Annotated in this window: 20 protein-coding genes and 2 pseudogenes; 14 read left to right on the top strand and 8 right to left on the bottom strand. The window is 58.0% G+C overall.

Going from position 1 to position 25,472, the window contains the following annotated elements; genetic code table 11:
- Nucleotides 1-134 precede the first annotated feature (134 nt).
- Nucleotides 135-809 (bottom strand): annotated as a pseudogene (locus T8A63_RS20675) (IS6 family transposase).
- Nucleotides 810-863: 54 nt separating this feature from the next.
- The gene (locus T8A63_RS20680; protein WP_067916287.1) at nucleotides 864-1,559 is read right to left on the bottom strand and encodes a DnaA N-terminal domain-containing protein; all 696 of its coding nucleotides are present in this window, start codon (nucleotides 1,557-1,559) and stop codon (nucleotides 864-866) included.
- Between the two features lie 359 nt (nucleotides 1,560-1,918).
- Between T8A63_RS20680 and T8A63_RS20685 the strand changes: the two genes are divergently transcribed.
- Together T8A63_RS20685 and T8A63_RS20690 are read left to right on the top strand one after the other, a co-directional pair.
- Nucleotides 1,919-3,223 (top strand): AAA family ATPase, encoded by a 1,305-nt coding sequence (locus T8A63_RS20685; RefSeq protein WP_150120096.1) that lies wholly within the window; start codon nucleotides 1,919-1,921, stop codon nucleotides 3,221-3,223.
- Nucleotide 3,224: 1 nt separating this feature from the next.
- On the top strand, nucleotides 3,225-4,292 hold the full coding sequence (locus T8A63_RS20690; protein ID WP_322346477.1) for a ParB/RepB/Spo0J family partition protein: 1,068 nt from the start codon (nucleotides 3,225-3,227) through the stop codon (nucleotides 4,290-4,292).
- A gap of 261 nt (nucleotides 4,293-4,553) precedes the next feature.
- Here T8A63_RS20690 and T8A63_RS20695 read toward each other — a convergent pair whose 3' ends face one another.
- Nucleotides 4,554-4,760, bottom strand: coding sequence for a hypothetical protein (locus T8A63_RS20695; RefSeq protein WP_067626723.1), 207 nt, complete (start codon nucleotides 4,758-4,760; stop codon nucleotides 4,554-4,556).
- A gap of 194 nt (nucleotides 4,761-4,954) precedes the next feature.
- The gene (locus tag T8A63_RS20700; RefSeq protein WP_067626725.1) at nucleotides 4,955-6,052 is read right to left on the bottom strand and encodes a tyrosine-type recombinase/integrase; all 1,098 of its coding nucleotides are present in this window, start codon (nucleotides 6,050-6,052) and stop codon (nucleotides 4,955-4,957) included.
- Nucleotides 6,053-6,203: 151 nt separating this feature from the next.
- Between T8A63_RS20700 and T8A63_RS20705 the strand changes: the two genes are divergently transcribed.
- The 9 genes from T8A63_RS20705 to T8A63_RS20745 all read left to right on the top strand — a co-directional run bounded on the left by T8A63_RS20705 (nucleotide 6,204) and on the right by T8A63_RS20745 (nucleotide 16,559).
- Nucleotides 6,204-7,850, top strand: coding sequence for a Mu transposase C-terminal domain-containing protein (locus T8A63_RS20705; RefSeq protein ID WP_009827223.1), 1,647 nt, complete (start codon nucleotides 6,204-6,206; stop codon nucleotides 7,848-7,850).
- The gene (locus tag T8A63_RS20710) at nucleotides 7,841-8,779 is read left to right on the top strand and encodes a TniB family NTP-binding protein (protein WP_009827224.1); all 939 of its coding nucleotides are present in this window, start codon (nucleotides 7,841-7,843) and stop codon (nucleotides 8,777-8,779) included. The genes T8A63_RS20705 and T8A63_RS20710 overlap by 10 nt, the downstream gene beginning before the upstream one ends.
- Complete coding sequence (locus T8A63_RS20715; protein ID WP_322346608.1) at nucleotides 8,779-9,948, top strand: TniQ family protein; 1,170 nt, start codon at nucleotides 8,779-8,781, stop codon at nucleotides 9,946-9,948. The genes T8A63_RS20710 and T8A63_RS20715 overlap by 1 nt, the downstream gene beginning before the upstream one ends.
- Before the next feature lie 31 nt (nucleotides 9,949-9,979).
- Entirely contained in the window at nucleotides 9,980-11,626 is a 1,647-nt protein-coding gene (locus T8A63_RS20720; protein WP_322346470.1) for a Mu transposase C-terminal domain-containing protein, read from the top strand.
- Nucleotides 11,619-12,497 (top strand): TniB family NTP-binding protein, encoded by an 879-nt coding sequence (locus T8A63_RS20725; RefSeq protein ID WP_322346467.1) that lies wholly within the window; start codon nucleotides 11,619-11,621, stop codon nucleotides 12,495-12,497. The genes T8A63_RS20720 and T8A63_RS20725 overlap by 8 nt, the downstream gene beginning before the upstream one ends.
- 71 nt (nucleotides 12,498-12,568) lie before the next feature.
- The gene (locus T8A63_RS20730; RefSeq protein WP_322346465.1) at nucleotides 12,569-13,513 is read left to right on the top strand and encodes a hypothetical protein; all 945 of its coding nucleotides are present in this window, start codon (nucleotides 12,569-12,571) and stop codon (nucleotides 13,511-13,513) included.
- 343 nt (nucleotides 13,514-13,856) lie between these two features.
- Nucleotides 13,857-14,192: a hypothetical protein gene (locus T8A63_RS20735; RefSeq protein WP_322346479.1), complete on the top strand. Its 336-nt coding sequence runs from the start codon at nucleotides 13,857-13,859 to the stop codon at nucleotides 14,190-14,192.
- The gene (locus T8A63_RS20740) at nucleotides 14,170-15,195 is read left to right on the top strand and encodes an NADH-quinone oxidoreductase subunit M (protein WP_322346480.1); all 1,026 of its coding nucleotides are present in this window, start codon (nucleotides 14,170-14,172) and stop codon (nucleotides 15,193-15,195) included. The genes T8A63_RS20735 and T8A63_RS20740 overlap by 23 nt, the downstream gene beginning before the upstream one ends.
- Entirely contained in the window at nucleotides 15,195-16,559 is a 1,365-nt protein-coding gene (locus tag T8A63_RS20745; RefSeq protein ID WP_009827228.1) for an NADH-quinone oxidoreductase subunit N, read from the top strand. The genes T8A63_RS20740 and T8A63_RS20745 overlap by 1 nt, the downstream gene beginning before the upstream one ends.
- Before the next feature lie 119 nt (nucleotides 16,560-16,678).
- Here the strand turns inward: T8A63_RS20745 and T8A63_RS20750 are convergent, their stop codons facing one another.
- The gene (locus tag T8A63_RS20750; RefSeq protein WP_037954961.1) at nucleotides 16,679-17,320 is read right to left on the bottom strand and encodes a TorF family putative porin; all 642 of its coding nucleotides are present in this window, start codon (nucleotides 17,318-17,320) and stop codon (nucleotides 16,679-16,681) included.
- Nucleotides 17,321-18,035: 715 nt separating this feature from the next.
- On the opposite strand from T8A63_RS20750, the gene T8A63_RS20755 reads away from it, so the two are divergent.
- The gene (locus T8A63_RS20755) at nucleotides 18,036-19,361 is read left to right on the top strand and encodes an APC family permease (protein WP_009827230.1); all 1,326 of its coding nucleotides are present in this window, start codon (nucleotides 18,036-18,038) and stop codon (nucleotides 19,359-19,361) included.
- Here the strand turns inward: T8A63_RS20755 and T8A63_RS20760 are convergent.
- Nucleotides 19,293-20,150: an ion channel gene (locus tag T8A63_RS20760; RefSeq protein WP_322346483.1), complete on the bottom strand. Its 858-nt coding sequence runs from the start codon at nucleotides 20,148-20,150 to the stop codon at nucleotides 19,293-19,295. The genes T8A63_RS20755 and T8A63_RS20760 overlap by 69 nt on opposite strands.
- Nucleotides 20,151-20,595: 445 nt before the next feature.
- Here T8A63_RS20760 and T8A63_RS20765 point away from each other — a divergent pair.
- Both T8A63_RS20765 and scpB read left to right on the top strand, forming a co-directional pair.
- Nucleotides 20,596-20,703: pseudogene (locus T8A63_RS20765) on the top strand (DUF1403 family protein); the annotation flags it as partial.
- Nucleotides 20,700-21,314: an SMC-Scp complex subunit ScpB gene (gene scpB / locus T8A63_RS20770; protein WP_067625356.1), complete on the top strand. Its 615-nt coding sequence runs from the start codon at nucleotides 20,700-20,702 to the stop codon at nucleotides 21,312-21,314. The pseudogene T8A63_RS20765 and the gene scpB, both read left to right, overlap by 4 nt.
- On the opposite strand, the gene T8A63_RS20775 is transcribed toward scpB, so the two are convergent.
- Nucleotides 21,311-24,610, bottom strand: coding sequence for a DEAD/DEAH box helicase (locus T8A63_RS20775; protein WP_322346485.1), 3,300 nt, complete (start codon nucleotides 24,608-24,610; stop codon nucleotides 21,311-21,313). The two genes, scpB and T8A63_RS20775, sit on opposite strands and share 4 nt — an antisense overlap.
- Nucleotides 24,603-25,256: a hypothetical protein gene (locus T8A63_RS20780; protein WP_201721928.1), complete on the bottom strand. Its 654-nt coding sequence runs from the start codon at nucleotides 25,254-25,256 to the stop codon at nucleotides 24,603-24,605. The genes T8A63_RS20775 and T8A63_RS20780 overlap by 8 nt, the downstream gene beginning before the upstream one ends.
- Nucleotides 25,257-25,472: the final 216 nt, after the last annotated feature.

Genomic DNA, 25,472 nt, shown 5'->3' on the forward strand with positions numbered 1-25,472 from the left:
GAACGCGATAAATTGACCTCAGCACGCTCTGATAAGTTTCATGGGCATCGTCAAGTTATCGGCGTTTCTGGCATCGAAAGCGAGGGCGCTAGATCTTAGGTCGTCATCAACTCACGCGTGATGTCGCCCCAAATTCAGTGGGCCTCTGCTCTGGTTTGACGATAGGCAGCGGCTGAATGTGTATGGCGGCGCGGACGGAAGATGGTTTGATCCTGATTATGGATGGATAAGAACCGTTGTGCTTGGCGGGTTGATTTGAACCTACCCATGACCTTTTCTCGTCGTCGGGTGGGACGGTGCGACCCTTCGGATCTGTTGTTGATGCCCTTATGGCTGCGATGCTCTATTCCCGGGGCAGGCTCCTTCAGGGCGGCCCGTAGCTTTTGAGTTTATCGGTGACGATCACCCGCGCCTCACCAAATGCCTTGAATAATTTACGGAAGAACCGAATGACGGCCCGTTTATTGCGCCAGGATTGCACGAGGATGTCCAGCACATTGCCTTTGCTGTCGACGGCGCAGCCCCAGCCGATACTTCTTACCATTTATCGGAAGGACGACTTCGGCCAGGTGCCATTTGTCCGCCACCTTAGGTCGACCTCCGCGGATAGCGTTGGCGTATTATAACCCGCACTTCGCAACCCTAGTGCGGAAAGTCTCGTAGCTGACCACAACACCGCGTGCGGCTAACAGATCCTCAACATCACGCAAACTCATGGGAAATCGATGATAGGTCCAGGCGGCGTATGCGATAATTTCAGGTTGAAAACGGTGGCCTGAAAAGGCACCAGATTGCTTGGGTTTGGTCATGCGCACGCGTACCGGCATTTGAGATGTCCCCACCGCGCCACATCACGCCGCGCCCTAGACATCTGCGATCAGAACAATGCGCCTGCCAAGCCCGACTTCGGCCTGAACCGCCTCTGCGATGACGGTGCTGAAATGGGTCTCAAGATAGCGCACAACAAACCCGCTGCGGGCGGCCAGCGTGTACCGCCCGCCCTCGTCCGACACAAAACGCAGGGGCGCGAACCAATTGCGATGCTTGTCAGGATAAAGCGCGCGCAGCCGCTCTGACACCGCCGACCACGACGTACCATCGTTCACGGGCGGGACATCTTGCACCGTCTTGGCAAAATCGACCTTCACCACCGAAGAACTTTGGGCCGGGTCCATGCTCTCCATCCGTTCGGCATAATCCGTGCCGACGGCGGCCCAGGTCGCGCGCGATATTTCAAACACCCGCAGAATGTTCAGCCGATAGGCCCCGACCCTGCCCCGTACCCCCTTGCGCACACAGATCAACAGCCGGTCATCCACCCAGCGTTTGATCTCGCGTTTTACGGTACGTTCCGTCACATGCCACATCCGCGCCATTTCTGGCTGGCCAACGCAGAAATGGTCCAGTTTCCAATTGTACCGTGCCGTGATCAGGGTACAAAGTCGTGTCATCGAAATTTGTTGGGCTGGGGCGCCATGCAGCCCCGAAACGCTTAGTGCTGTCAGCACATCATATTTCATAGACCCTGCACCGGGTCCGGTCAGCCGCTTTGGTTCCATGATAATCTCACTGTCTCACCTCACAACGCCGACCACCATTGGGTCGATTCTCATTGAGGTTTATAACTGCATGAAATCCCGATTTCTGTCAATGTTCCCCGAAATACAAGAATTTCAAACATAATATATGAATCAGGTATATAAGGTATAGGGTGACGCCACTATGTCACCTTATCGACGCTTTCGTGTCACCAAAACTGGTTGGAAACTTCTCTATCTGTCACCAAATATAGTTGAATTGTCCTGCGATCCAGATGGCGTGACCGATTTACAGGATCTCAAAAGCCCAAAGTTTGCTTTTGCCAATTTGGTCATATCCCGTTATTGAAGAAAAATACGAAAATAGCAAGAGCAGCATCATGAGAGACCATTCAGACCTTCAGGACATGAACGCGCGCAGTCTCGCACAACAGGCATCTGTGCGGCGCGCAACATTCGATCCTGGCGTCGTCAAGGCACTGCGCCCCTTCTCGATCTGGGAAATCAGCCAGTTCATGTTCGACATCCCCCCCGATACCCTGCGCAAGAAACTGGCCGATGACCCCACCTTGCCCCAGGGCGAAACCCAGGATGATGGCCGCCAGCGCTGGTTCTCGCTTAAGGAAATCAACGAACTGCGCCGCCGCCTGCGGTTCCGGGGTAAAACACTGCTGCCCCGCCGCCCCGATGGCCGCGCCATCCGCGTTGCCGTGTCCAACTTCAAGGGCGGCGTGGGCAAGACCGTCGTGGCGCAGCACCTGGCAAATGCTGCCGCGCTTGATGGCTATCGCGTGCTGTGCATTGACTTTGATCCGCAGGCCACGCTCACCCACTCCATGGGCCTGGTCGAGGTGAAGGAAGGCAACACCGTCTGGGGCGTCATGTGCCGCGATCTGTGCCACGAGGCGGACCGGATCATGAACAGCTATGACCTGCCCGAAGAATGCCCTTACCCCGCCTCCGATGAACTGCCCGAAGATGTGCAAAGCATCGGCGCGCAGCGGACGCAGGATTTCATCCAGCCCACCTGCTGGCCCACCATCGACATCATCCCCAGCTGCGCTAACGCGGCCTTTGTCGAATTTGCCAGCGCGCAATACCGGGCCTTGCACAAGGCATGGTCGTTCTTTGGATGTGTGGCGCGGTATCTCGATGAACTGCCCGACGATCAATATGACGTCATCATTTTCGACTGCCCGCCCGCCATCGGCTACCAGTCTCTAAACGCAGCGTTTGCAGCTGATATTCTCTATATCCCCTCTGGTCCCGGTTACTGGGAATACGATTCCACCACCAGCTATCTGGGCCAGTTGGGCGACGCGATGGAGGATATCTCGGACGGGTTTGGTAAGCTGGCAGCGGACGCAGGTATAACGCTTCCTAAACGGTTTATGGACATCCGTATCCTTATGACCCGCTTTGAAACCAACAACCCTTTGCATACCGCGATGATGGATGCTTTTCGCAATGTCTTTGGCGCTGACGTTTGCCAGAACCCGATTGAAATGACCCGGGCGGTCGAACAATCGGGGCGGTTTCAGATGTCGGTTTACGAACAGGACTACCGCCAGATGACCCGCGAAACCTGGAAGCGCGCGCGGCAAAGTTTTGACCGATCTTATGAGGAATTCAGGGAAACCATGCTGAACGCCTGGGACCGCGCCATAGAAACAGGAGAGATGTGACATGGCCAAGAGCAACAAATTCGGCTTTGCCCCGGTGGAGCCCGACGCCCCGAGACGCCGCGAACGGTCGGTCGGGCCGATGGGTGCCGCGGTGCGCGAAGCCGCGGAAAGCCTGACAGATGCCACCGACGCCAAAATCGAAAAGCGCCGCCAGAATGCCAAAGACGCCGAAGCGTTCCGCGCCGCACAGGACGAAGGCCGCGTATTGGTCGCGCTGGAATTGTCGCAGATCTCGGCCGACGATTTACCTCGTGACCGGATGGATCTGGAAGCCGTGGCATCCTCGGACGAGATGGAGGAACTCAAGGCTTCGATCCGCGAGCGGGGCCAGAAGGAACCCATCGAAGTCTATCCGGGGCCGGACGGGAGTTACCAGCTAAAGAAAGGGTGGCGTCGTTTTACCGCGCTGTCGCAACTGATGGCGGAAACCGGCGATGCGCGTTTTGGCACGATCACCGCGCGGATCGAACGCGGCGATGATGGGCGGTTGGCGCGCTATATTGACATGGTCGAAGAAAACGTCGTTCGCGAAGATCTGACCTTTGCCGAGATGGCACAGGTTGTCATCACCGCCGCGCAAGATGGCGGGGTGGGGGAGCCGGACCCCGATGCTCTGGTGGCGCGGCTGTACGGTTCGCTGCACAAGATGAAAAAATCCTACATCCGCAGCTTTGTTTTTCTGCTGTTGCAACTGGGCGATGTGCTGCCTTTCCCCAAGGCAATTTCACGCAACTTAGGTGTTGATGTGGCGCGGGCGTTCAAGACCCAGGACGCGGCCGAGGCGCTGCGCGCCAAGCTGCAGGGATGCCAAACCCCTGAGGAACAGAACAAGGTGCTGGCCGGATTTGTGGAGGCCACCAAGGGAACGCCGCAGACCCAAAAGAAAAAGCTGGAGCCGCGTGAGAAGTTTGAGTTTCACGTCGGCTCCCTCAAGGTGACGGCGCGGCGGGGTGAATGCCGAATCGTCAGCAAGGATGATTTCGCCGCCATTCCCAAGCCTTTGCTGGAACGCGCGATCAAAGCCTTTGAGGATGAGCTGCGCAGCGGTTCAAGTGTAAGACCGCTATAAAGATAGGGGTAACCCATGGGTTACCTCGTTTTTTGTCTATTAAAATCAAATAGTTGATTATTTAGTGGGGTGCGGCGAGGGCGCTTGTATCCCGCAGGGGCGGGAGAATTTGAAAGGAATGACCCAAATTTGACGCCCCTGCCCGGTTTCACCCATGTTCTCACCTGCAATTGACCGATGTTATCCACGGCGATGCCCCACATCAGCGTATTCTGTGACGATGCCGGGGCGCCGTTAGGCCCACATCATTTCCATCGGAGGCTATGCCTGTGCGGCGCGCAGGGACTGGCCCGAGAATAAGGCGAGGCGTTGCTTTTTCGGCAGGTCGCTGCGCAGTCCGGCGGCCAGCACCGTCTGTTTGATCAGTTGCGCCACGTGTTTGTCTGACTGTTGCGCATCCAGCACGCGGTTGTTGTCGCGGATGGTGCGGCGGAACAGCGGACTTGCGTTTATCTTGGCATAGTACACTTAGCGTTCGACGGCATGTACCGAGCAATTTTGATCAGCGCGCGCGGGAGGGTTTTGATCTCGCGCAGGCCGGACTAGGCGCGCAAGAACAGAACCATGCCGTTTTCATTCAGGATGACCCAGCCGCCCGCAGCGATCTCCCTCGCCTTGTTGCTTCACTTTCGGCGTTGAAATCCGAAGACTGCTGATCCTCGTCACAGCCCGGCTGCCTTCGTCAGGTTCACTCGGAACCGGTCGCGCCGGCGTTGATAACGGCGGGTCATTTCGGCCGAAGCGTGCCCGAGCTGCTTCTGGACATAACGTTCATCAACTTCTGCCGAACTGGCGAGGCCGGCACGCAGCGAATGACCAGAAAACAGTGCGAGCCGTTCCTTCTCAGGCAAGTCCGACCGAATTCCGGCGTCCAGGACTGTGCGCTTGATCAGGCGTGCGACATGTTTGTCGTTAAGCCGGGTCTCAGATGCGCGTTTGCCATCGCGCGAGGTGCTTACAAAGATCGGGCCGAAGTCGATCTTGGCGAAGCGCAGCCATTGCTCGAGCGCATGGACAGGGCAGGATTGATCCTTAGAGCCACGGCCGATCTCGACCTCGCGCCAGCCGGTCTTGGCATTGAGAGTGAGTAGGGCACCCTCGTCGAAGATCTCGATCCAACCGCCCGAGTCCGGCGTGTCGTCCTTGTGGACGTCCAAGCTGACAATTTCCGACCGGCGCAGACCGCCTGCATAGCCGAGGAGCAGGATGGCCCGGTCTCGCAGACCGCGGAGGTCGAAAGGAAGGGTGTCCACCATCGCGAGGATATCCTCGGCGAGGATTGCTTCCTTCTGCACCGGGGGGCGTGCATGCTTGCGTTTGATGCCGGCCAGCACTGTGGCTATATGCCGGTTCTTGCGGTCGAGATTGAAGCCGCGTTGCTTGTAGTTCCAACTAAGGCCAGAAAGACGGCGCTCGATGGTCGAGACCGAGAGGGCAGGGGCCTTTCCCGTGGGTGCCGCCAAGTTGGCGAAGTAGATCCCGATCATCTCGGGTGAAGGCGGCAAAGGATCCGTTCCCTTCAGTCTGCACCAGCGGGCAAAGTTCGCCCAGTCTTTCGCGTAGGCCTTCAGGGTGTTCTCAGAGGCCGCTTGCTTTGCATAGCCGCGTGCGGTTTCTACCAGTTGATCGAGAGTGCCTGAGCCAGCCACATGCGAGGGCAGGGTGATGCCTTTACTGTTCTCTTGATCTCGTGCGCCACCCTGAGCATCTTTGGATGTACGAGGACGTGCTGAGCTCAACTTCTCGTCCTTTTTGGCCATGTTTCCCCCGAAAACTCATTAGTATTGAGATGTCGTTCTTGTTTCATTGGTGGACACTAACTTATTGATATCATTGTGTTCATGTTTCTGTTTCATTCCCGGATTATAGTTTCATTATCGGACATAAGACACCTATTTTCTGGGTTTGGCCATGGTGGATCGATCAGACATCAACGCCGTCGACGATGCTGCGTGGGAACAGGCGGTCGCGCGGGAAGCTGTGATCCGTCGCCTTGCAAGCAAGGCGTCACCAAACCGTGCCGAGTTTCTCAAGGCCTGCCGCGATCTTGGTCTAAAGCGCTCCCGCCTGTACGAGTTGATCTCAGCGTACAAGACGCGCCCGGTTGCCAGTTCCTTGCTGGCAGCTCAGGTCGGGACACCGACGGGTAGCCGCCGGCTGCATGACGAGATCGAAAGGGTGATTTCGGGCGCGATCGAGGATTTCTACAAGTCTCTCCAGAAGCCAAGCATCAACGCCCTCCAAAAGGAGGTGCGCAGGCGGTGCAGTAAGAGAGGGCTACGTCCCCCGTGCTGGACCACGCTCCGGGACCGTGTGGCGGCGATCGATCCGGCGGAACTCACGGCGGTGCGTGAGGGCGCTAAGGCTTCTCGCCAGCGCCATCACCCAGTGCCGGGCAGCTATCAGGTCGAACGGGCTTATGAGGTGGTTCAGATCGACCACACGCTGGTGGATGTCATCGTTGTGGACCGGGTTCATCGGAAACCCTTGCAACGGCCCTGGCTGACGCTCGCCATCGACGTCGCAAGCCGCATGGTGGCGGGATTCTATCTGACACTGGAGCCGCCATCGGCCTTGTCGGTGGCACTGGCCATTCAGCACCTGGTGCAGCCCAAATTCAACTGGCTGGAAAGCTTGGGGATCGACGCGGACTGGCCAGCAGAAGGATTGCCGGAGACCATTCACGTCGACAATGCCAAGGAATTCCGCTCGAAGGCGATGAAGCGGGGTGCGGAAGAGCACGGGATTTCACTACAGTACCGTCCGATTGGGGCACCACATTACGGCGGTCACATCGAGCGGCTGATCGGCACAATGATGGGGGCGGTCCACCTGCTGCCGGGATCGACCTTCAGCAGCATCAAGGACCGTGGTGACTACGATTCCGTGGGCAAGTCGGCGATGACGCTCGACGAGCTGGAGCGCTGGTTGGCGCTGGAAATCACCCGTTATCATGCTGAACGGCACCGTGCGCTCGGGATTCCGCCAGTTGCGGCCTGGAACGAGGCCTGTGGGCGACGCGAGGCACCAGTGCGTCGTCCATATGACCCGGAGGGGTTCCGAATCGACTTTCTGCCGAGCACGGAACGCATGGTGCGCCGCGATGGCATCCATCTTTTCGGCCTGCGGTATTGGGACGATGTCCTGAGCCTCTGGGCGGGTCGGCAGGGCCGGCAATTGCGCGTGTTCTACGATCCTCGTGACCTCTCCACGGTCTTTGTCCGGAGCCCTGAGGGCCAACGATATCCCGTGCGGTTTGCAGATCTGCGCCATCCGTCGATCACCCTTGCGGAGCATCGCCGTGCGCAGGCGATTTTGCGCGAGCGCGGGCGCGCGCTCGAGGACGAAGATCTCATATTCGCAGTGATCGAGGAACAGCGCGCCCTGGTTGATGCGGCCAGCAGTAGAACCCGGGAAGCCAGGCGGTTTCTCGAGCGACGAGACCGAGCGCTTGATGGGGCAGGGGCCTACGAGGCTGAGGATGCCGTCCCGGAACCAGAGGAAAGTGAGAATGTGCTCAGGGACCACCCGGGGTTCGAAGTTGAGGAATGGTCGTGACCGAAGGCTGCGCAGTTGCACATCTTGATCCGGCCTACCGCCGGTTCGCGGCGCTGCCTGATGATGAGCGCATCGCCTGGATCCGGGCCGACCGCTGGATCGGTTTCGATCAGTCCGGGGTTGCTCTGGCACGTCTGGAGAACCTGCTGACCTATCCGCCGCGTGACCGGATGCCCTGCTTGCTGATCTATGGCGATACCGGCATGGGCAAGACCAAGATCGTCCGCAAGTTTGAACGCGACCACCCGCCGAAGTTCAGCCAGATCACCGGAGTTGACCAGCGTCCGGTGGTCGTCGCGCAGGTACCTTCTGAACCCATTGAGCGCGATCTGTACCGCGAACTTCTGGCGGCCATGGGGGCACCGGCGATGGCAGGCGGTACGCTCGCCCGCGAGAAGGATATCTGCCGATCGCTGCTACGGACCGTGGGGGCGAAGATGATCATCCTCGACGAGGTGAACGGTATGCTCGCTGGTACGTTCCGCCAGCAGCGCATATTTCTCAACGCCATAAGGTTTCTGGCCAATGATTTACGGATCCCGCTGGTTTGTGCAGGGACTGACCTCGCGCGCCAGGCGTTGCTGACCGATGCACAACTGGCCGAGCGCTTCGAGGCGTTCCATCTCAAGCCCTGGCAGAACGATACCGCCTTCGCCGGGCTCTTGAAAAGTTTCGAACGCATCCTGCCTTTGCGCGAGGCCTCCGCTCTGATCAGTGGGGAGGCCAGAGAACGGATTCACAAGCTGACCTCCGGTGTGACGGCGCGCATCTTCCGCCTGATCGAGACGGCGGCAGAAGATGCGGTCCGGTCGGGCAAGGAGCGCCTCGACGCGGATAGTTTTGGCGACAATCTGGTGCTGCCGCTGGTCTCGATGACCCAGACCGCTCGGCGGCGGGGAAAGCCCGTGCAACAACGGGTCGGGGCATGATGGTGCCGGCCAGATTGCCCGTCGCACCGCGTCCATTCCGTGACGAATTGCTCACGTCTTGGACGGCGCGGGTTGCCGCGCGCTACGGGGCGGAGCCCTTTGAGCTGATGGTGTTCCTGGCGGGGCAGGCGGGTAGGTACCCAGGCGCACGGCAGATTGACGATGTGGTGCCGGACATGGGGCTGCTCAGGTTATGGGCGAAGGCCTGCAGGATCGATCCGGAACGGCTTCGTCGCAGGTCACTGGCTTCCCGATATTCTGGTCGGCCGCAGGGCTGGCTTCTGACCGAGACAGTCCCGGTCTGCCTTGCCTGTTTCGATGCGGATGTCGCTGCCGGTCGCGATGCCTATCTTCGGGTGAATTGGCGATTGGCGGAGCAGGTGGTTTGCCCGGAACACCGGACCATGCTTCTGGATCGCTGCCCTGCGTGTCGCAGCGGCCTGAGGCTTTCTTTTCGCATGCTGAATGGTCTGCTGCGGCCCTTCTGTCATAAGTGCGATGCCGTTCTGACCAGTGGGGGAGGGGAGACAGAGGACCCTTTGAAGGCAGATTTTGCTGCAAACGTTCTCGAGATCCAACGCCAGATCAGCGGAATCGTCATAGGTGGCCCCGGCTGCCTTGATCGACTCGAGCATGCAATTCGCACCCTCTGGGCACCGCTTGATCGTGACGGGGCAGCCCGGCCTGTCCTTGTGCTCTGGTACGATGAACCGGGCTGGAACTGCCCTTACGAAGCCCGCGCGGCCGTCGGTCGGCTTGCGCCTCTTCAGCACCTATCAGTGCGCTGGCGGGCTCTGACGCTGGTGATCTTGCATGATCTCTTTGGAGCAGATCTGGTGCCCGGCGCAGTCGTGCCGGAGGCCGCCCTCGTCCTGTTCCGGCGTGCCGCCCCATTGCCGTGGCTCACGGATGGGCGAGATCCACGGAACGGCAAAGGAAAGCGCGCAGTTGAAGCTGGAGCGGAACGAGTCCACAGATTGAGCAAGAGGCCTGTCCACCGGTTAAATGGAAATTTCCTCGACGAGAGGGAGGATTTTGGCCGAATCTGTCGGTCTGCCGGAATTTCTGAGACTGCGTTCCATTTGTCTTCAATAGCTTGCCTGTGTCGCATTTCTGAAACCGATTCAGGGTATGTGAGACTGGACGCCGGTTTGAGTCACTATTGGTGAGACTATCCAGCATCCATGCATTGAGTAACTTATGTCCGATAATTTTTCGACTGACAAGGATTGGGAAGAGGCTGGGTACCGCGCCCGGGTGCTCGCTGAGCTGCCGGCCCAGCTCACTCAAGGCAATGTCGACTGGGCCATGCGCCAGTTGAATGTGAGCCGATCGACGCTCTTTCGTCTGGTGAAGCAGTTCCGCGAGGACGGGCGGACCAGCGCACTTCTGCCGGACACTCGGGGGCCCAAACCTGGCATGCGGCCGCTGAACCCGGCGGTGGAAGAGATCGTGACCCATCATTTCAAGGCGTTCTATGCCACCCGCCGCAAACCGACCAAGACCCGATTCTGGCGCGAGGTTGCAGCCGACTGCAAGGCGAAAGGGCTGGCACCTCCTTCAATCAGACGCCTTGGCCGCTGGCTGGATCGGAAGGATCAGGCAAAACTCATGGCCAGGCGGGAGGGGAAGGACAAGGCTGAGCGCCGCTATCTGGCCACGCCTGGGATGCTGGTCGCCAGCGATCTGCTGGATATCGTCCAGATCGACCACACCAAGGCTGACGTGACAGTGGTAGATCCGGTGACGCGACGCCCACTCGGCCGGCCGACGCTGACGGTCGCGATCGACGTGAATACCCGCATGGTTCTCGGGTTTTACCTGTCGCTGGAGCCGCCATCGCTACTGGCCGTCGCACTGTGTTTGACCCATGTGGTTATGGACAAATCGCATTGGCTCACAGCGCGTGGAATCAGCACGGATTGGCCAACGCGGGGCATCCCGAACGCGATTTACGTGGACAATGGCGCGGAGTTCCATGCCCGGGCTTTTCAGCTTGCCTGTTCCGAATACCAGATCGACCTGCAGTACCGCCCGCCCGGTACGCCGCGCTATGGCGGGCATATCGAGCGGCTGATCGGCACCGTGATGGGCGCGGTTCACCTGCTGCCGGGGTCGCATTTTTCGAACATTTTCGATCGCGGCGACCTCGACGCTGAAGCCGAGGCGGTGATGACGCTCGATGAACTGGAAACCTGGCTCGCCTTGGAAATTACCGGCTCCTACCATGCGCGGGTCCATAGCGCGCTGGAAACCACACCTGCAGTGGTCTGGGCCACGCGGGTGGAAGAGGCCCAACTCCGCATGCCCGCCGATCTGAGGCAGTTCCTCGTCGATTTCCTGCCCTCGGAGCAACGTGTCCTGCAGCGTGACGGCCTGCATCTCTTCCACATCCGCTACTGGGCGGACGAGTTGCGCTGGCTGATGGGCCGGGAAAGCCGCAAGTTCACGCTTAAATACGACCCGCGTGATCTTTCGCGCATCTTCGTGCTGACAGAGGGCGGGATCATCGAAGCCCGACCGGCGGATCTGACACGGCCTGCGGTCACGCTCTGGGAGCACTGCGCGGCGCGGCGCGCCTTGCGCGAGGCCGGGCGCCGGTCGGTAGATGAGGAGCTTATTTTCAGGACGATCGAGGCGCAGCGCGACCTCGTCGACAGCGCCGAGCGGCAGACAAAGGCGATACGGCGCCATCAGGCTCGACGGTCGCATCTCGCCCCTCTGCCGATGATCGATGTGACACCGGATATCGCCGCGCCAGAAGCTCTGCCTGCGCCGGAAGGGGAGGGGAGCCCGTTCCTCAGTCATCCTGGCTTCAAGGTCGAGGAGTGGTACGAGGATGATTGAGTTCCCGCATCTCTATCCGGGGGCTGGCGAGATCGCCGCGCTCAGCTTCGAGGAGCGCATTCACCGGATTCGCGCCGACCGCTGGATTTCCTATCCCAGGGCCGAGGCTGCCTTGGAGAAGCTGGAAACGCTGATGTCCTTTCCCGAGCGCGCCCGCATGCCGAACCTGCTCATTGTCGGCGACAGCGGCATGGGCAAGACGATGATCATCGAGAAGTTCACCCGCGATCACGCATCGTGCTTCGACGAGACCAGCGGACGGCTGCATATGCCGGTCGTCGCCGTGCAGATGGTGTCTGGGCCTGATGAATCGCGCTTCTACCGCCGAATTCTGGCTGCAATTGGTGCCCCGGAACCTCCCCGCGCAACGCTTGCTGTCCTTGAAAGCCTGGCACTGCGCCTGCTCACCGAGTTGCGCCCTCATATGCTGGTGATCGACGAGATTCACAGTCTGCAGGCGGGGACGATCCGCGAACAGGCGCGTTTCCTGAACATGCTGCGCTTTCTGGGCAACGAGCTGCGCATCCCGCTGGTCTGTGTCGGTACAGCGCAGGCTCGCAACGCGCTGCGCACCGATGATCAGCTGGTGCGTCGCTTCGAGGCCTTTGCCCTGCCGCCCTGGCGGGAGGGCGAGGATCTGAATGGGCTGATGAGCACGCTCGCGCGCACGCTGCCGCTTCGGCGCCAAAGCCAGATCGACGAGAAGGCGCTGACGCGGATGATCAAGGTGACCGGCGGCATCACCTCGGGCATCTTTTGGATCTTGTCACAATTGGCGATCGCCGCCATCGAAAGCGGCGAAGAACGTATCCTCTCGCGCGATATCCTGGGCGGCGACCGGTTACAGGCTGTCCTGGGAGAGCCGGTGTGACGGGGGGCGGGCGCCTGCCGGTCGTATACTCCCCAGAGACCGACGAGCGGCTGTCCTCCTGGATCGCGCGCATGGCCCCGTTCTACGCCATGACGGTTGCCGAGTTTGTCGCCGCACTTGGTCTAAAGGGGCACGACGTGTTCGACCTGGAATGGCGTCTTTCGGAAGGGCAGGGGGCCCTGATTGCGGCCCGCACCGGTCTCGCGCTCGAGGCGGTGCAGGCCATGACTTTCCTGGAGTTGGGGGCTGCGGCGCGCATGATGATCGCGCGGAAGAACCGGTATTACTGCCCGCACTGTCCCGAAGAACCGCAACGCAAACCCACAGCGCTGCCGTGGCGATTCCGCTGCCCGGTGCATGGCGTGGAATTTCGGGACGCCACCGGCGAGACCCTGTCCGACCGCTTCGGTACGGATTGCTTCAAGAAACTTGAAGGGCATGCCGAGGCCGGTGCCGCGCATCTCGATGCCTGGGCGCGCGGCGCGGAGCAGGGTGATCTCGAAGCGCCCGACGTGCTCCAGGTTCTGACGGCACGGCATCGCCGCGCCTCGCCGCCGAACGTCGGCGAGCAGCCACGAATGTCTCTGGAAGACCGGCGGGACTATCATGATTTTTTGACCACGCCGATCCTCCGACAGGCGCTGACGGTCGTTGTTCCCGAATACGATCAGGTGGCGCCAGTGCTTGCCAAGCCGGTGCGACCCGGTCTCCACGCCCTGGCGCAGGGCTCGCTCTTGCAGTGTTTCGCGCTGACGGTCGGCATCGGGCGGATCATTGAGGATCCGGTCAATTGGGCGATCTCAGTCATGCTCGTGAGCGATGCGGAGGGGCAGGGACGGGTCCGGCAGGCGATTAGCCCATGGCCTCTCTCGTTGAGGCGAAGCATCTCGGCCCGGTTCTGGCGCGCTCAGCGCGACGAGAGAGTACGCCAGTCTGACGAAAAAGCCGCGAGACAGCGCCAGTCTCGCAAATATCGACTCATCCAGTCTCATAAATACCGGTACAGAATCTCATGAACCCCGACTCGTTTTTCAGGGAAGTGCTTGAATCTCATCAATTCCGGTCATCCGACAACGACATTGAACTGTTTGGCAACATATCTACATATGTCCGATAATGTAAACTTATTGGACATAATGGAGAACGACAAGATGGGGCGCTTAGGGCGCTATTTTGTGGCCAAAAGCGCCGCAACGCGGTAGGAATTACGCATGACATTTGCCAATGCCCGACCTCTCGCAGACCTCGACATGCTAATGCGAATTCCCGACTGGGTCACCTCTAAGCATGGTGAAACCTCTGAAGATGTGGCGTTTTTGTCAGGTGCCGCATTGTCACATCTGCACGGGTATCGTATTCATGCTCACGCTTGTGATCTGGTCGCGCGGCACTATTGCGGGCGGTTTCGCCCAGATTGAGGAACTCGCGTGGATACCGGCCATTGGTGCCGCTTATCGGTTGGGACTGGACGGGTTGAGCCTGCCGTTGGTGTTGCTCACGTCGTTGCTGTTCTTTTTGTCAGCGATCTACTCGGCGCGGATCAGCGATCGTGCGCCAAGCTATGTTGTGTTGATGCTTATGCTCGAAACGGCCGCACTTGGCACGTTTATGGCGCTTGACGGACTGCTGTTTTATGTTTTTTTCGAGGTCTCGCTGGTAGGCAATGTATTTCATGATCGCCGGATGGGGATATGAAGACCGACAGCGCGCCGCGCTGATGTTCTTTATCTATACGTTGCTGGGGTCGTTGCCGCTGTTGCTCGCGATTATCGGGTTGTATCTGAGCAGTGGCACCTTCGACATGCGCGTCTGGATCGACATGCCACCTCTGACAGGCATTGCGGCGATGCTTGCGCTGATTGCGATGCTGTTTACCTTCGCAGTCAAGATACCGGCCTTTCCGGTGCACACTTGGCTACCTGCCGCACATGTTCAGGCACCCACGGCGGGCAGCGTGATCCTGGCCGGTGTGATGCTGAAATTCGGCACTTACGGACTGGTACGCTTTGCTTTGCAAATGACGCCTGAGGCATTTGCGCAAGCCGGTCAGGTAATCCTAGCGGTGGGGGTGGTCAGCGCGCTGTACGGGGCCTTCGCCGCACTGGCACAGTCTGATCTGAAAAAAATGATTGCCTACACGTCGATTAACCACATGGGCTATGTCGTGATGGGTGTGGCGGTGGCCGCGCTTACCGTTGATTTGCGTATCCGCACAATTGCATTGGACGGTGCGACTTTGCAGATGGTCAGCCACGGTCTGGTGACAGGCGCGTTGTTCTTTTTGCTGGGCATGTTGCAGGACCGCGCCCACAGCCGCGATATGAGTGAATTTGGTGGTCTGCTGGGCCGTGTGCCGTGGTTGGGCTGGTCGTTCATCCTGATGGCGTTCGCTTCACTTGGTTTGCCGGGGTTGGCGCATTTCCCTGCAGAGTTTCAGGTGTTTCTGGCGACCCTGAATACCGCTCCATGGGCGATCATAGCTATCCTTGCCATCGTGGTAACCGCAGGCCTGTATCTGCGCGCCATCGCCGCCGTGTTCCTTGGCTCCGAGAACGAGAAATGGCTGGAAATGCGCGATCTAGACCGCAGGGAGAAGCTGGTGATTGTGCCTCTTTTGATTCTGACGGTGCTGGTCGGTGTGGCCCCCGGCTGGTTGATCGATATGATCCACACAACTATGGCAAGCCTGAGCTTCTGATGGGGCGCGAACTTTCTTTTCTGATCCCTGAGCTTTTGCTGGCATCTGTGGCCATGTTGATGATCGTGGCCGAGATGGCGCGCGCGGCGCGGCTGGTTCTGGTCCTCGGGCTGGCGGGGCTGACGGCGGCAACGCTGCTGACATTGCCGGTCCTGCACGCCGACACAACCGTGTTCAGCGGCACTTACCGGATCGACCTGATTTCGGGCTGGGCCAAGCTGATCCTGCTGCCTGGCACAGCGTTGGCGCTGTTGATGGCGCGCGCCGAAATCGCCGGACAGGAGCGCGAGGGCAGCGTCTATGCGCTGATCTGCCTTGTTACTCTTGGGGCGCTGACGCTGTCCGGTGGCGGCGACACAATGCTGCTTGTATTGGGTGTGGTACTGACGGGCTTAGGCTCTTTTGCGCTGGTGGCTTTCCCGCGCGATGATGCGGCGACAGAGGCCGCGATGAAATATCTTGTTTTCGGGGCTGTCACCGGATCCGTGATGATCTACGGGCTGAGCTTTTGGTTCGGGGGCGTGGGATCGACGCTGTTCTCGGACCTCGCGGCGCTGGAGGACAAGCCGCTGATCGCCATTGCGGGCCTGGTCGCAGTGATCATCGGCCTCGGCTACAAAGCTGGGCTTGTGCCGTTTCACTTCTGGGCACCTGACGCCTATGACGGGGCGCCGGTTTCCATTGCCGCCTACCTGTCGGTTATCACCAAGCTCGCGGCAATCTTTGCCTTTGCGCAGGTGCTGCGCGACATGCCCGTCGGCAGCGCTTGGCCACTGGTGATCGCAATGATCGCAGCGATCACAATGACCTATGGCTATCTGACAGCGTTGGTACAGACCAATCTGGTGCGGCTGATCGCTTATTCTTCGATCGCCCAATCTGGGTATTTCTTGCTCGGCATTGTGGCACTCGGCGCCAGCCCACTTGCGGTCCCGGGGATTATCATCATGGGTGCCGCATATGTCGCAATGAACCTGGGTGCTTTTGCCATTGTGATGATAGCTGGACGCACCCTTGTCGACATGCGCGGTTTTGGCCGCAATCGACCAATTATGGGGCTGTCGATGGTGATATTCCTTCTGTCGCTCACCGGCATCCCGCCGCTGTTTGGATTTGTCGGCAAAGTCTATCTGTTCACCTCTGCAGTTGAGGCAGGGTTCCTTTGGCTTGCGGTGATCGGCATCCTGAATTCCGTGCTGGCGCTTGGTGTTTATCTGCGCATCGTGGTGCCGATGTATCAGACCGCAAGCTCAAAAACCGGCATGGACACCCCGTCACCACACGCCCTGCTTGTTGTCGTGGCGACGGTCACTGTCCTGATTACCCTGTCTATGGGGGCATTTGCGGGGCTGTTGCCCAGTTGATCGCAAACCTTCAATGTGGTTCATGCATAACCGACATGGATCATCAAATTTTGACAGCGCAACGCAAAGCGCCGCGTCCAGCAAAAGCCGGATACGGCGCTTTGTCCGTCTTGGAAAACTTAGCGCAGGCTGAATTCGGTGGTCAGCGATACAATCAACAATCCGTCACTGATACTGGTGTCATGCCATGACGCGTCAATGCCAAAGTTATCGGAGATCGCATAGCTGCCACCGACACTCCAGTAGTCGTGTCCCCCATTGCTGATCGTGCCGTAGTTGGCTGAAGCACCAAATTTGTCATCGAATGCGTAGTCGATCGAGACGCTTGAATTAACGTAATCCGCAACGGGGTCATGCGCAAACCGAAGGCCGACATCCAGCGGATCCAGTACGGAGTACCCCAATGACAGGATGACCTCTCCGCAGCAGTCATTGCTCGGGTTGCGATAATAGTATCGGGTATATCCCAGATCGTAGTTGAACTTGCCGACTTCATTGCGATAGCCCAGATAGAGGTCCACCTCAACAGAACTGCCAACAATTGATCTGGCAGTGTTTGACGCCCAGACGCCTGCATAAAAACCTTCGTACTCGGCCTCCGCCCAAGGCTGGAACGCCGCGCCGGTAGTCTGTTCAATGCCGTTGAAAACATATCGGCTGGTGAGGGTTGCGCCTGCGGACAGACTTAATTCCTGAGCCATTGTCACGCCGGGTAAGCCCAGACCGATGACGACGGCGGAAGTCGCAAAAATAGATCGCATCATTTTTCCTTACTGGAAGATTTTCCTGCTGCACTGTAACGACGAAAATCCGCCCGCCGGAAGCAGGGCGCCCGCATTTTTGTAACACCTGATTCAATTTTGAACACCGTTACGGGTCGTTGCCCAAAATTGACGCGAAAAAAAACGGGCAACGATTATTCCACTGTAACGAAGTGGCGCTTATGGCGTCTGATATATGTACCCTTAGTGTCAGGAGGCCCAAATAGACCAGACAACAACCAAAACCGAACCATCTGAAGTTGAAACCGCCAAAGGCGGAGGATGCTGCGGTGGAAACAAGGCCAGCCAGGTTGCAGATGCCCCAGCGGCATCACAGGCATCCGTCAAAACACCTGCTGCAAAATCCGGTGGCTGCTGTTGTAGCTAGACCATCTCGGCGCCAGCATCAGGTAACGATGTCCGAAAAAACCAAAGCCGGTCCGTGCGCGGCAGATGTGCATCGTGATGCATATGTCGTGCACGGACCGGCATGATTTTTTTGGTAGCTCTTGCTCTGGATCGCCCCAAATCCCTGAGACACAGTCCAGCTCAGACCTTCACTTCCCAGCTCACTTATCTATACTGTAAACAACGAGATATGCTTGGTGCGGACGCCCAATCCTTTGTTGAGCGACAAGCGCGATTACCGGATCGCGCCGCCGGATCGTCCGCCCATTGCAAAACCCGCAACAAATCGAAAATGAAGGCGTTCTAAATGGATCATCAACACGGCGGCGACACTGAAAATAAAGGCTCCATCAGCCTAAGCGGCGGGGTGGCGATGGGCACCGGCGTGATGATCGGAGCCGGTATTTTCGCGCTGACAGGTCAGATCGCGCAGCTGGCCGGACCGCTCTTTCCATTGGCGTTTGTCGTGGGCGGGATCATCACAAGTTTCAGTGCATACAGCTACGTAAAGATGTCGAATGCGTTTCCGTCTTCGGGTGGCATCGCGATGATCCTGCAAAAGGCATACGGACCGGGTGCAATTGCCGCAGCGGCGGCGCTGTTGATGGCGCTGTCAATGGTGATCTCCGAAAGCCTCGTTGCGCGAACCTTTGCGACTTATGTCTTGCGACCCTTCGACATAACTGGTGGTCCGCTGGTGCCGATCCTTGCCGTTGGGGTGATCCTTTTTGCCTTTCTCGTCAATATCGCCGGTAGCCGATCGGTTGGACTGCTCTCGCTGATTATGGCGGTGCTCAAGATTGGCGGTATCGCGTTGTTCGGCATAGCAGCACTTTGGGCAAGCGGGTTTCAATTCGCCGCGGCGAGCACGGCGTCTGGCGGATTTGATATCACCGGCTTTATAGCATCCGTGGCCCTTGCCATTCTGGCGTTCAAGGGGTTCACCACGATCACCAACAGCGGCGGCGAGATCATCAATCCGCACCGCAATGTTGGCCGCACGATCATTATCTCGATCACGATCTGTGTTGTTGTCTATCTGATTGTGGCCTTTGCGGTCGGATCAAGCCTGACGATAGACCAGATTATCGCGGCCAAAGACTATTCATTGGCTGAGGCCGCCGCACCCGCACTTGGCAACGCGGGGTTCTATTTTACCGTCGTGCTGGCGGCTGTTGCGACGGCGTCTGGTGTTCTTGCCAGTGTCTTTGCGGTGTCGCGGATGCTGGCCATGCTCACCGATATGAACATGATCCCGCACCGGCATTTCGGGATGTCGGGACCTATCCGCAGTCACACGCTGGTCTATACGGTGGTGATCGCCTCTATCCTTGCGGTGTTTTTTGATCTGACCCGGATCGCGTCATTGGGGGCTTTCTTTTATCTGATCATGGACATGATCGTCCATTGGGGCGTCTTGCGCTTCATGCGAAAAGAGGTTGAAGCGAAAGCATTTGTCATCGTCTTGGCCTTGTTGTTTGACGCTGTGGTGCTGGTGGCCTTTACAGCTATGAAGCTGCAATCCGATCCGCTCATTGTTGTGTACGCTGTGATTGCGATCACATCAGTCTTTGTGTTCCAACGGATTTATCTGTCGCGCTGGACTGCACCACGACCCAGCGAAGACCACTGAAACACTTCTCGAAAGTGCTATAGCCCTCCTGAAAAAGGCGCGTCCGGCTAGCAGGTGTCGGGTATGCCCTTTTTCATTTTTTCGGTTTGTCAGGCTCGGCGCAGGGGGGCCAATCCCAAAGCCGTTCATCATCGCGAAAAGATATGCACCTGACCACGCGATCAGCAACAGTCCGGTCAAGGCCTCGACGCCCGTCAGAAGACGCAGGTGATCTGTCGGGAAAATATCGCCAAGACCAAGGGACGTATAGCTGACGACGGAAAAATAAAAATAATCCAGAACGGTATCAACGCTCTCACCGGAAAAGCCGCCGATGCTCAAAAGCTGGTGACCGACGCCAAACATGCCTGCAAAGACAACTATTCCGGCGAAATGCGCGAAAAACAGGATCAGTACGGCCATCATGACACGATTGAACGGCTCCAAAGGTATCTTTGCCATGCCAACCGATACCCACCGCATGACCGCAAGATGTATCCAACTACTCGAAACGATGGCGATAACTGCAAGAATTAGTGAAAAAAGCAAAGAGACGCTCCTGATTGGATGAACTTGCCAGTATCCAAAAGTAGCCGTATCAGGTCGGCTTCTTGCGCGCGCTGATCGCGGTGCCAAAGCTCTGAAGTCCGCCGTCACCACGAACAATCCCGCGCGGTTGCGCCGGGTGGATTTGACCTTGCATCTCTTGGCAGCGCTGGAGATCGGGAATCTGGGGTCGCTCACATCTGGGAACGGGCGCGAAAGGTTGATGGCACTTGCCGCGGTTGGTGTCGGCGTGACCCGTCCCATTGTGGGCGCTACCCTCATTCTGAGAGGAAACTATTGGGCGGTTCGGGGGTTACGCCGCGCCTTTCCGCAGCATGGTCGGGTGATTGAACGGATGCGTGCTCTGTCGAATGACCTCGACCAGCGGCTTCCGGGACGGCGGGAAACAGAACATCTGCCGGAACAGGAAGAACATAGAACGAGCAAGTCGAGAGCGTCAGAAAGCGCTCTACGAGCAGCCCGGCAGGCCATCTCCGAGCTTGGATCTGGGGCAGATCGTCAAGCGCTTCTGGCGCGGGCCGATGCAATTTGGAGGTGCTCAGATGCGGTCAAATCCTGAAGCACCGGGCCTGTGGATATACTGCAATTAAGGGTACAAAAATGCCCAAAATGACCCTGAATCCGCAGATTCTGATTAATTAGGGTACAGTGACAGTTGTCACCACTTGTTCGCGGCACGTCGATCTCCATGACAGATCGTGCCGCGCGGCGGTTCTGCGACCGGCTGGTCGAGCTGGGCGTGGCGCGAGAACTGACCGGGCGGCCTACTTTCCGGCTCTATGGGATCGCGCCATGACGACGGCAACGAGGAAACGGCAACCGGCGGATGAAAGCGGCGCCGTTTTTGACCGCGAGCTCGAGGACCTGCCGCAGGAGTTGCGCTGGCGCGAATGGATGGGCCGGGTCGAAGCGGTGCTCTTCGCCAGTGCCTCACCGGTAAGTCGCGAAGATCTGGCCCGCGTGGTGGGGCAGGGGGCCTCCGTGGAGATGCTGATCGAGGACATCCAGGCCGAGCTGACGGGTCGTCCTTACGAACTGGCCCAAGTGGCTGGCGGTTGGATGTTCCGCACGCGACCGCAGTTTGCCGATGCGATCAAGACCACCGCCGACCTTGGTGACCAGTCCCTCGCCTTTACCGAGATGGAGATGGGGGTGCTCTGCGCCATTGCCTATCACCAGCCGATCGACCGCGCCGGGCTGGCCGACATCTTCGGCAAGGAGGTCAGTCGCGATCTTCTGGCCCGGCTGCGGTACAAGGACTTGATCGCCAGCGGGCCCCGGTCGCCGCGGCCCGGGGCGCCGCATACCTTCGTGACGACGGAGACGTTTCTGGTGACGTTCGATCTGCAGAGCCTGCGGGATCTGCCGGAATTGGAAATTGTCGAGCCGTCCAATCTTGCTGATTAGATGAGGTCGTCCAGATCTCTATTGTTTAGTTCGCTATCAGAAGCGGACTCCACGCGTGCTTCCAATGCCTCTTGAGATTCACTAACCGCAGCCGGTTTGAGATAGGGTACGATTTCTGCGAAATGTCGATGGACTTCACGCCGCGACCATTTGGCTGACCACATAAGTGACCCAAACGCGGCCATCTCAGCATTTGAAAATCCCCGCCTTACGCAACGATTGGCAAACACCATCGCTGTACACGGTTCTGTCTTTTCCGCCGAATGCACGTTGACATGACCCTGAAGGATTTGAAGCGGCGCCCCCATGAGATGGGCGAGATCAGGAACAAGTCTAATCACGAACTTTCGAGCACTCGTAGAGCGCTTCTTGTCGCGTGTTTTGTCAGAAAGCCGCTTTTGAATTTTCTTGAGCGGCGCACCGTTCATCCAGTCCTTCAAGGCCGCGCGAAGCTTCGGAAGTGAGTAGGATGCACGCGATTGATCATCCTTTAGCTTCTTGATTTCCGTTCCGAAGAGATACTCCAGGGTCTCCAACTTGACCAAGCGAACCAGGTACTCCGGTTTAACCATCAGCCACTCGAACACCCAATCGCACAAGCTTTCGACGGTTTTGAAGTTTCTAAAACCGTGCTTGCTGAGAGCCTTTGACATGTCGTCCAGAATATCCTCCGGCAGCCCCAACATGGATGCGGTGTTGCGCAAAGACAATTGCTCAACGGCTAGGTCTCCATCATCGCTCTTCAGAAGTGAAAGTGCTGCGGCAGTTCTGCTTTCAACCCAGTCTTCGTCCGCATCTTGACGTTTACGATAAGCCGCGAAGCTCCTCGCGAGGCCAAGTCGTATGTCAACTTTTCCATCGTCGCCATGATCAGTTTCTGCCAAGCGCGCGACGACGTAACGCTCCAAGTCACCGATTTCAGTTGCGCTATTGTGGATACGGTCCATTAGGGCCGTAAATGGATCGTCCAGCACCAAACACTGATCGGTTTGGCCAAATATGTCTCGCAGCCTACTCCATCTTGACCCGATCTTGTTCTCAGCATCGTCCAGGCCGACGACCTGTCCGGGGATGACTAGAACGATACCGGTTGCGCTTTCGCCTGCCCGGCCGGCACGACCGGCTGCGTTTAGCAGGTCCTCTGGGCCCAGGAGGTCTTTTCGACCGGAAGAGGCGTCGAATTGGCTGTCTTCTGCTATGATGACCAAATCGGCAGGCAAGTTCATACCTTGACCGAGCGTCGGGGTCGCTGCGAGCACGGCCAACGCCCCCTTTCGCTTATACAGCGCCTCCACTAGCTGGCGTTCCTCAGGAAGCAATTGTCCATGGTGCGTCGCAGCCTGGGATGCCAATTTTCCGCCCACAAGAGTCAAGTACAGCTGATCAGCACCACCCATTTCATCGACGGAAATCTCATACAGACGCTGCTCAGTTTCAGTCAGTTCGACACTACATTCATCAAGCGCTGCCCCGGCCTTTTCTGATATAGAAAAGGCATTCGGTATGGATTGAGAAAAGACGAGAGTTCGTAGCCCTGCTCCAGCGGCTGCAGCAGCGACTGAAGATGCAACGACACCGGAGTTGGGCGTCACTTTCCAGAACTTGTTTGTCGAAAGCTGAAGTGTTTCGTTCAAGAGTGGTACAAGAGCATAGTCGCGGCGAACCTGTGACGCCCATGTCTGCTTCACGCTGAAGAACGCGTTTGGTTTTGCCGTCAGCTTGCGCTTTACCGCAGCAGGAACCCCCGCAGTGGAGCTTTTTGCGCGAGCATTCCGCAAGAGTTTTCGCAGGTCAGCAAGTCTCTTTTCATCGTAAACGACGCATCCCCTTAGTTGCCGGGTTGGTTTCCATGCATTGTCGAGAGCAAGAGAGTTTCTACCTGTCAGCTCCGCCAGCCAACCGCTCAGTTCATATGTGTTCTTCATCATAGCCGACATCAGGACGATATCGGCGTCCGGTACAACGCGGGTAAACCCCAAGATGCATAGCATCGCGTCGATTGCTCTCCGGTCTCCGTCAGTGCTCGGATGCATCAGATGACATTCATCGAAGATCAAAAGACCGACGTCATCAAACCGCTCTGGTTCCATATGACTGGTAAGGAGACAGGCTTCTGGAGTCATCACCATGACGTCCGGCAACTCGTCGCTATCCCCAGAAAACCCGAATTCGTCCATACGTTCACCGCGAACGGTTGCCCGCGGAAATGCACCGCGCAGGTCCCGTGCTGTCTGATCAACGAGAGCGTGCGTAGGAGCTAGGAATACCGCCTTGCGCCCGGATAACAAAGTTGCATGAATTTTGAGTTGTGCGGTCGTCGACTTCCCGGCTCCAGTGGGGAACCCTATCGCAGCAGATGTGCCAATCTTGAGGTACCCTTGGGCGACGGCGTCCTTGTGATTACGCCACAGATACGGGCGCGTCTCGGCAACCGTTTTCATGGCCTCGGTCCAACGATCCTCAGGTACGCCATCCGGAGGCGGTAGGTTAACGACGGCGCTTTCCATCAGGGCGGAGCCTGCAGCGATCAAGAGACTGGCCAAATGGAACGGTCCGGGAAAGACAGCGATTGCACCTTCGGGGAATGTATCCTCCAGATCTGATGCGCCGGCGGCGAGCGACTTTACTTCAGAGAAGACTGCAATTGGATCGACCATCCCCCTCACTCGACGCCCTTGCAGCACGAAGGCCAAGGCTCGCACACCTCGCAAGAGTCGATAGTAGAGCGCTGCATTGGCTCGCTCGCCACCGGTACCCGAGACGAGTCGGTCTTGGGGCGGTCGCTTTCGATTCCGAATACGACCAACTTGTCCTTTTGCGAGCATGATCAAGTGAAGAATCAGTTCCGACTGCAGCCAATCGCCGCTCGGGATGCGGATAGAGTCTGCCACCTCAGCAGCATCAGCCGATGCCCCGGCTACCAAGAACAGGAGCATTGCCGAAACATCCGGACTGATCGTATTCGGCGATACAAATGAAACTGGCTGGTCCGAGTCCCGTAGAGCGATCGCTTGATGAACCAACTGATAAGCCGTTGCGGCAACAAAGCCTGCCGCTGCCCGGTTTTCTCTATCGGGATTAATGGCTACCAATGCTTCATTGGTCTGCGCCAACCGGCGTGCAAATCGAATTGTGCCCTCGAGAAGCTCTTCCCCATTTTCACTCTCGCGAAGCAGTACCCTTGCCGATACGATCTCGGCGAAAGCACGTGCAAGTCGGTCAGGCAAACCTTCGCGGTCCAGGTCGGGCAAGTCTGGGGTGGACCTGATGAGTTCGGACGTTGCGGGATCATACATTGGCTGCCGCCTCGGCACTGTCGATCTTGACGAGCGCTTTCTCCGCTACACAATCTATCCAGTCGCGAACGTCTTCCAAAACTAAGGTTTCGGCGCGCCGGCGTGCTACGTCACCCAGTACAGACTTCTCATACCCTTTGAACAAGCCCTTGCGTCCCTTTGCCGATGCATATTTGCCACCAACGGTCACCGCCACGCGGTATGCCCGTTTTTCATTCCATAGAATATCGGCAACAGTCCCGTCGGGGTCTGGGTCTCTGGATACCTCAAGTAGCGAAGTTACCGACGCAATGAGTTCGTTGTCTCGTCCGCCTGTTTCAAACTGCTCAAACTCCGGCCAGACCTTTGATTTAACTTGGTTCCGAGGGTTCTTGGTCGCCTTCTCTTCGCAGATGACAACATGGGCAATGCCGTCGCTGTCGAACTCAATAATGAGGCCATCCAACCCTTTGTCCGCTTTAATCATCTGTGGAGCCCGTATGAGAGCCTCATCGTCGAAACGGTGAGCGGCGATCCACGCAATGACCTGAAAAACCCAACCATCCCGATGGTAGGTCTTGTCGCCAGTGCCGACGGTCAAAAGCTTTCGCGCACCTTCGAAACCGCCTTTGGGATAGCGCGCGGGCAAATCGCCTGTGGCGCGCAATATGCGCTCCACTGTTCGCGACTGACCTATTGCGACGCGGGCCAGGAGCTCAGCAAGCTGGTCCTCGTCCTCAATCGTCCAAGTGGAGCCCGACCAACAATCTTTCTGCCGTATTGGGGTTAGGGTTACTGGCATGAGCTAGACGCGCAACTCAGCGATGTCGATCAGGCTTGGCGTCTTAACGGTAGCTGCAGAATGAGTGTTTCTCATCGTCGG

Origin of the sequence: Sulfitobacter sp. OXR-159 (assembly GCF_034377145.1) — a bacterium.
Taxonomy (GTDB): Bacteria; Pseudomonadota; Alphaproteobacteria; order Rhodobacterales; family Rhodobacteraceae; genus Sulfitobacter.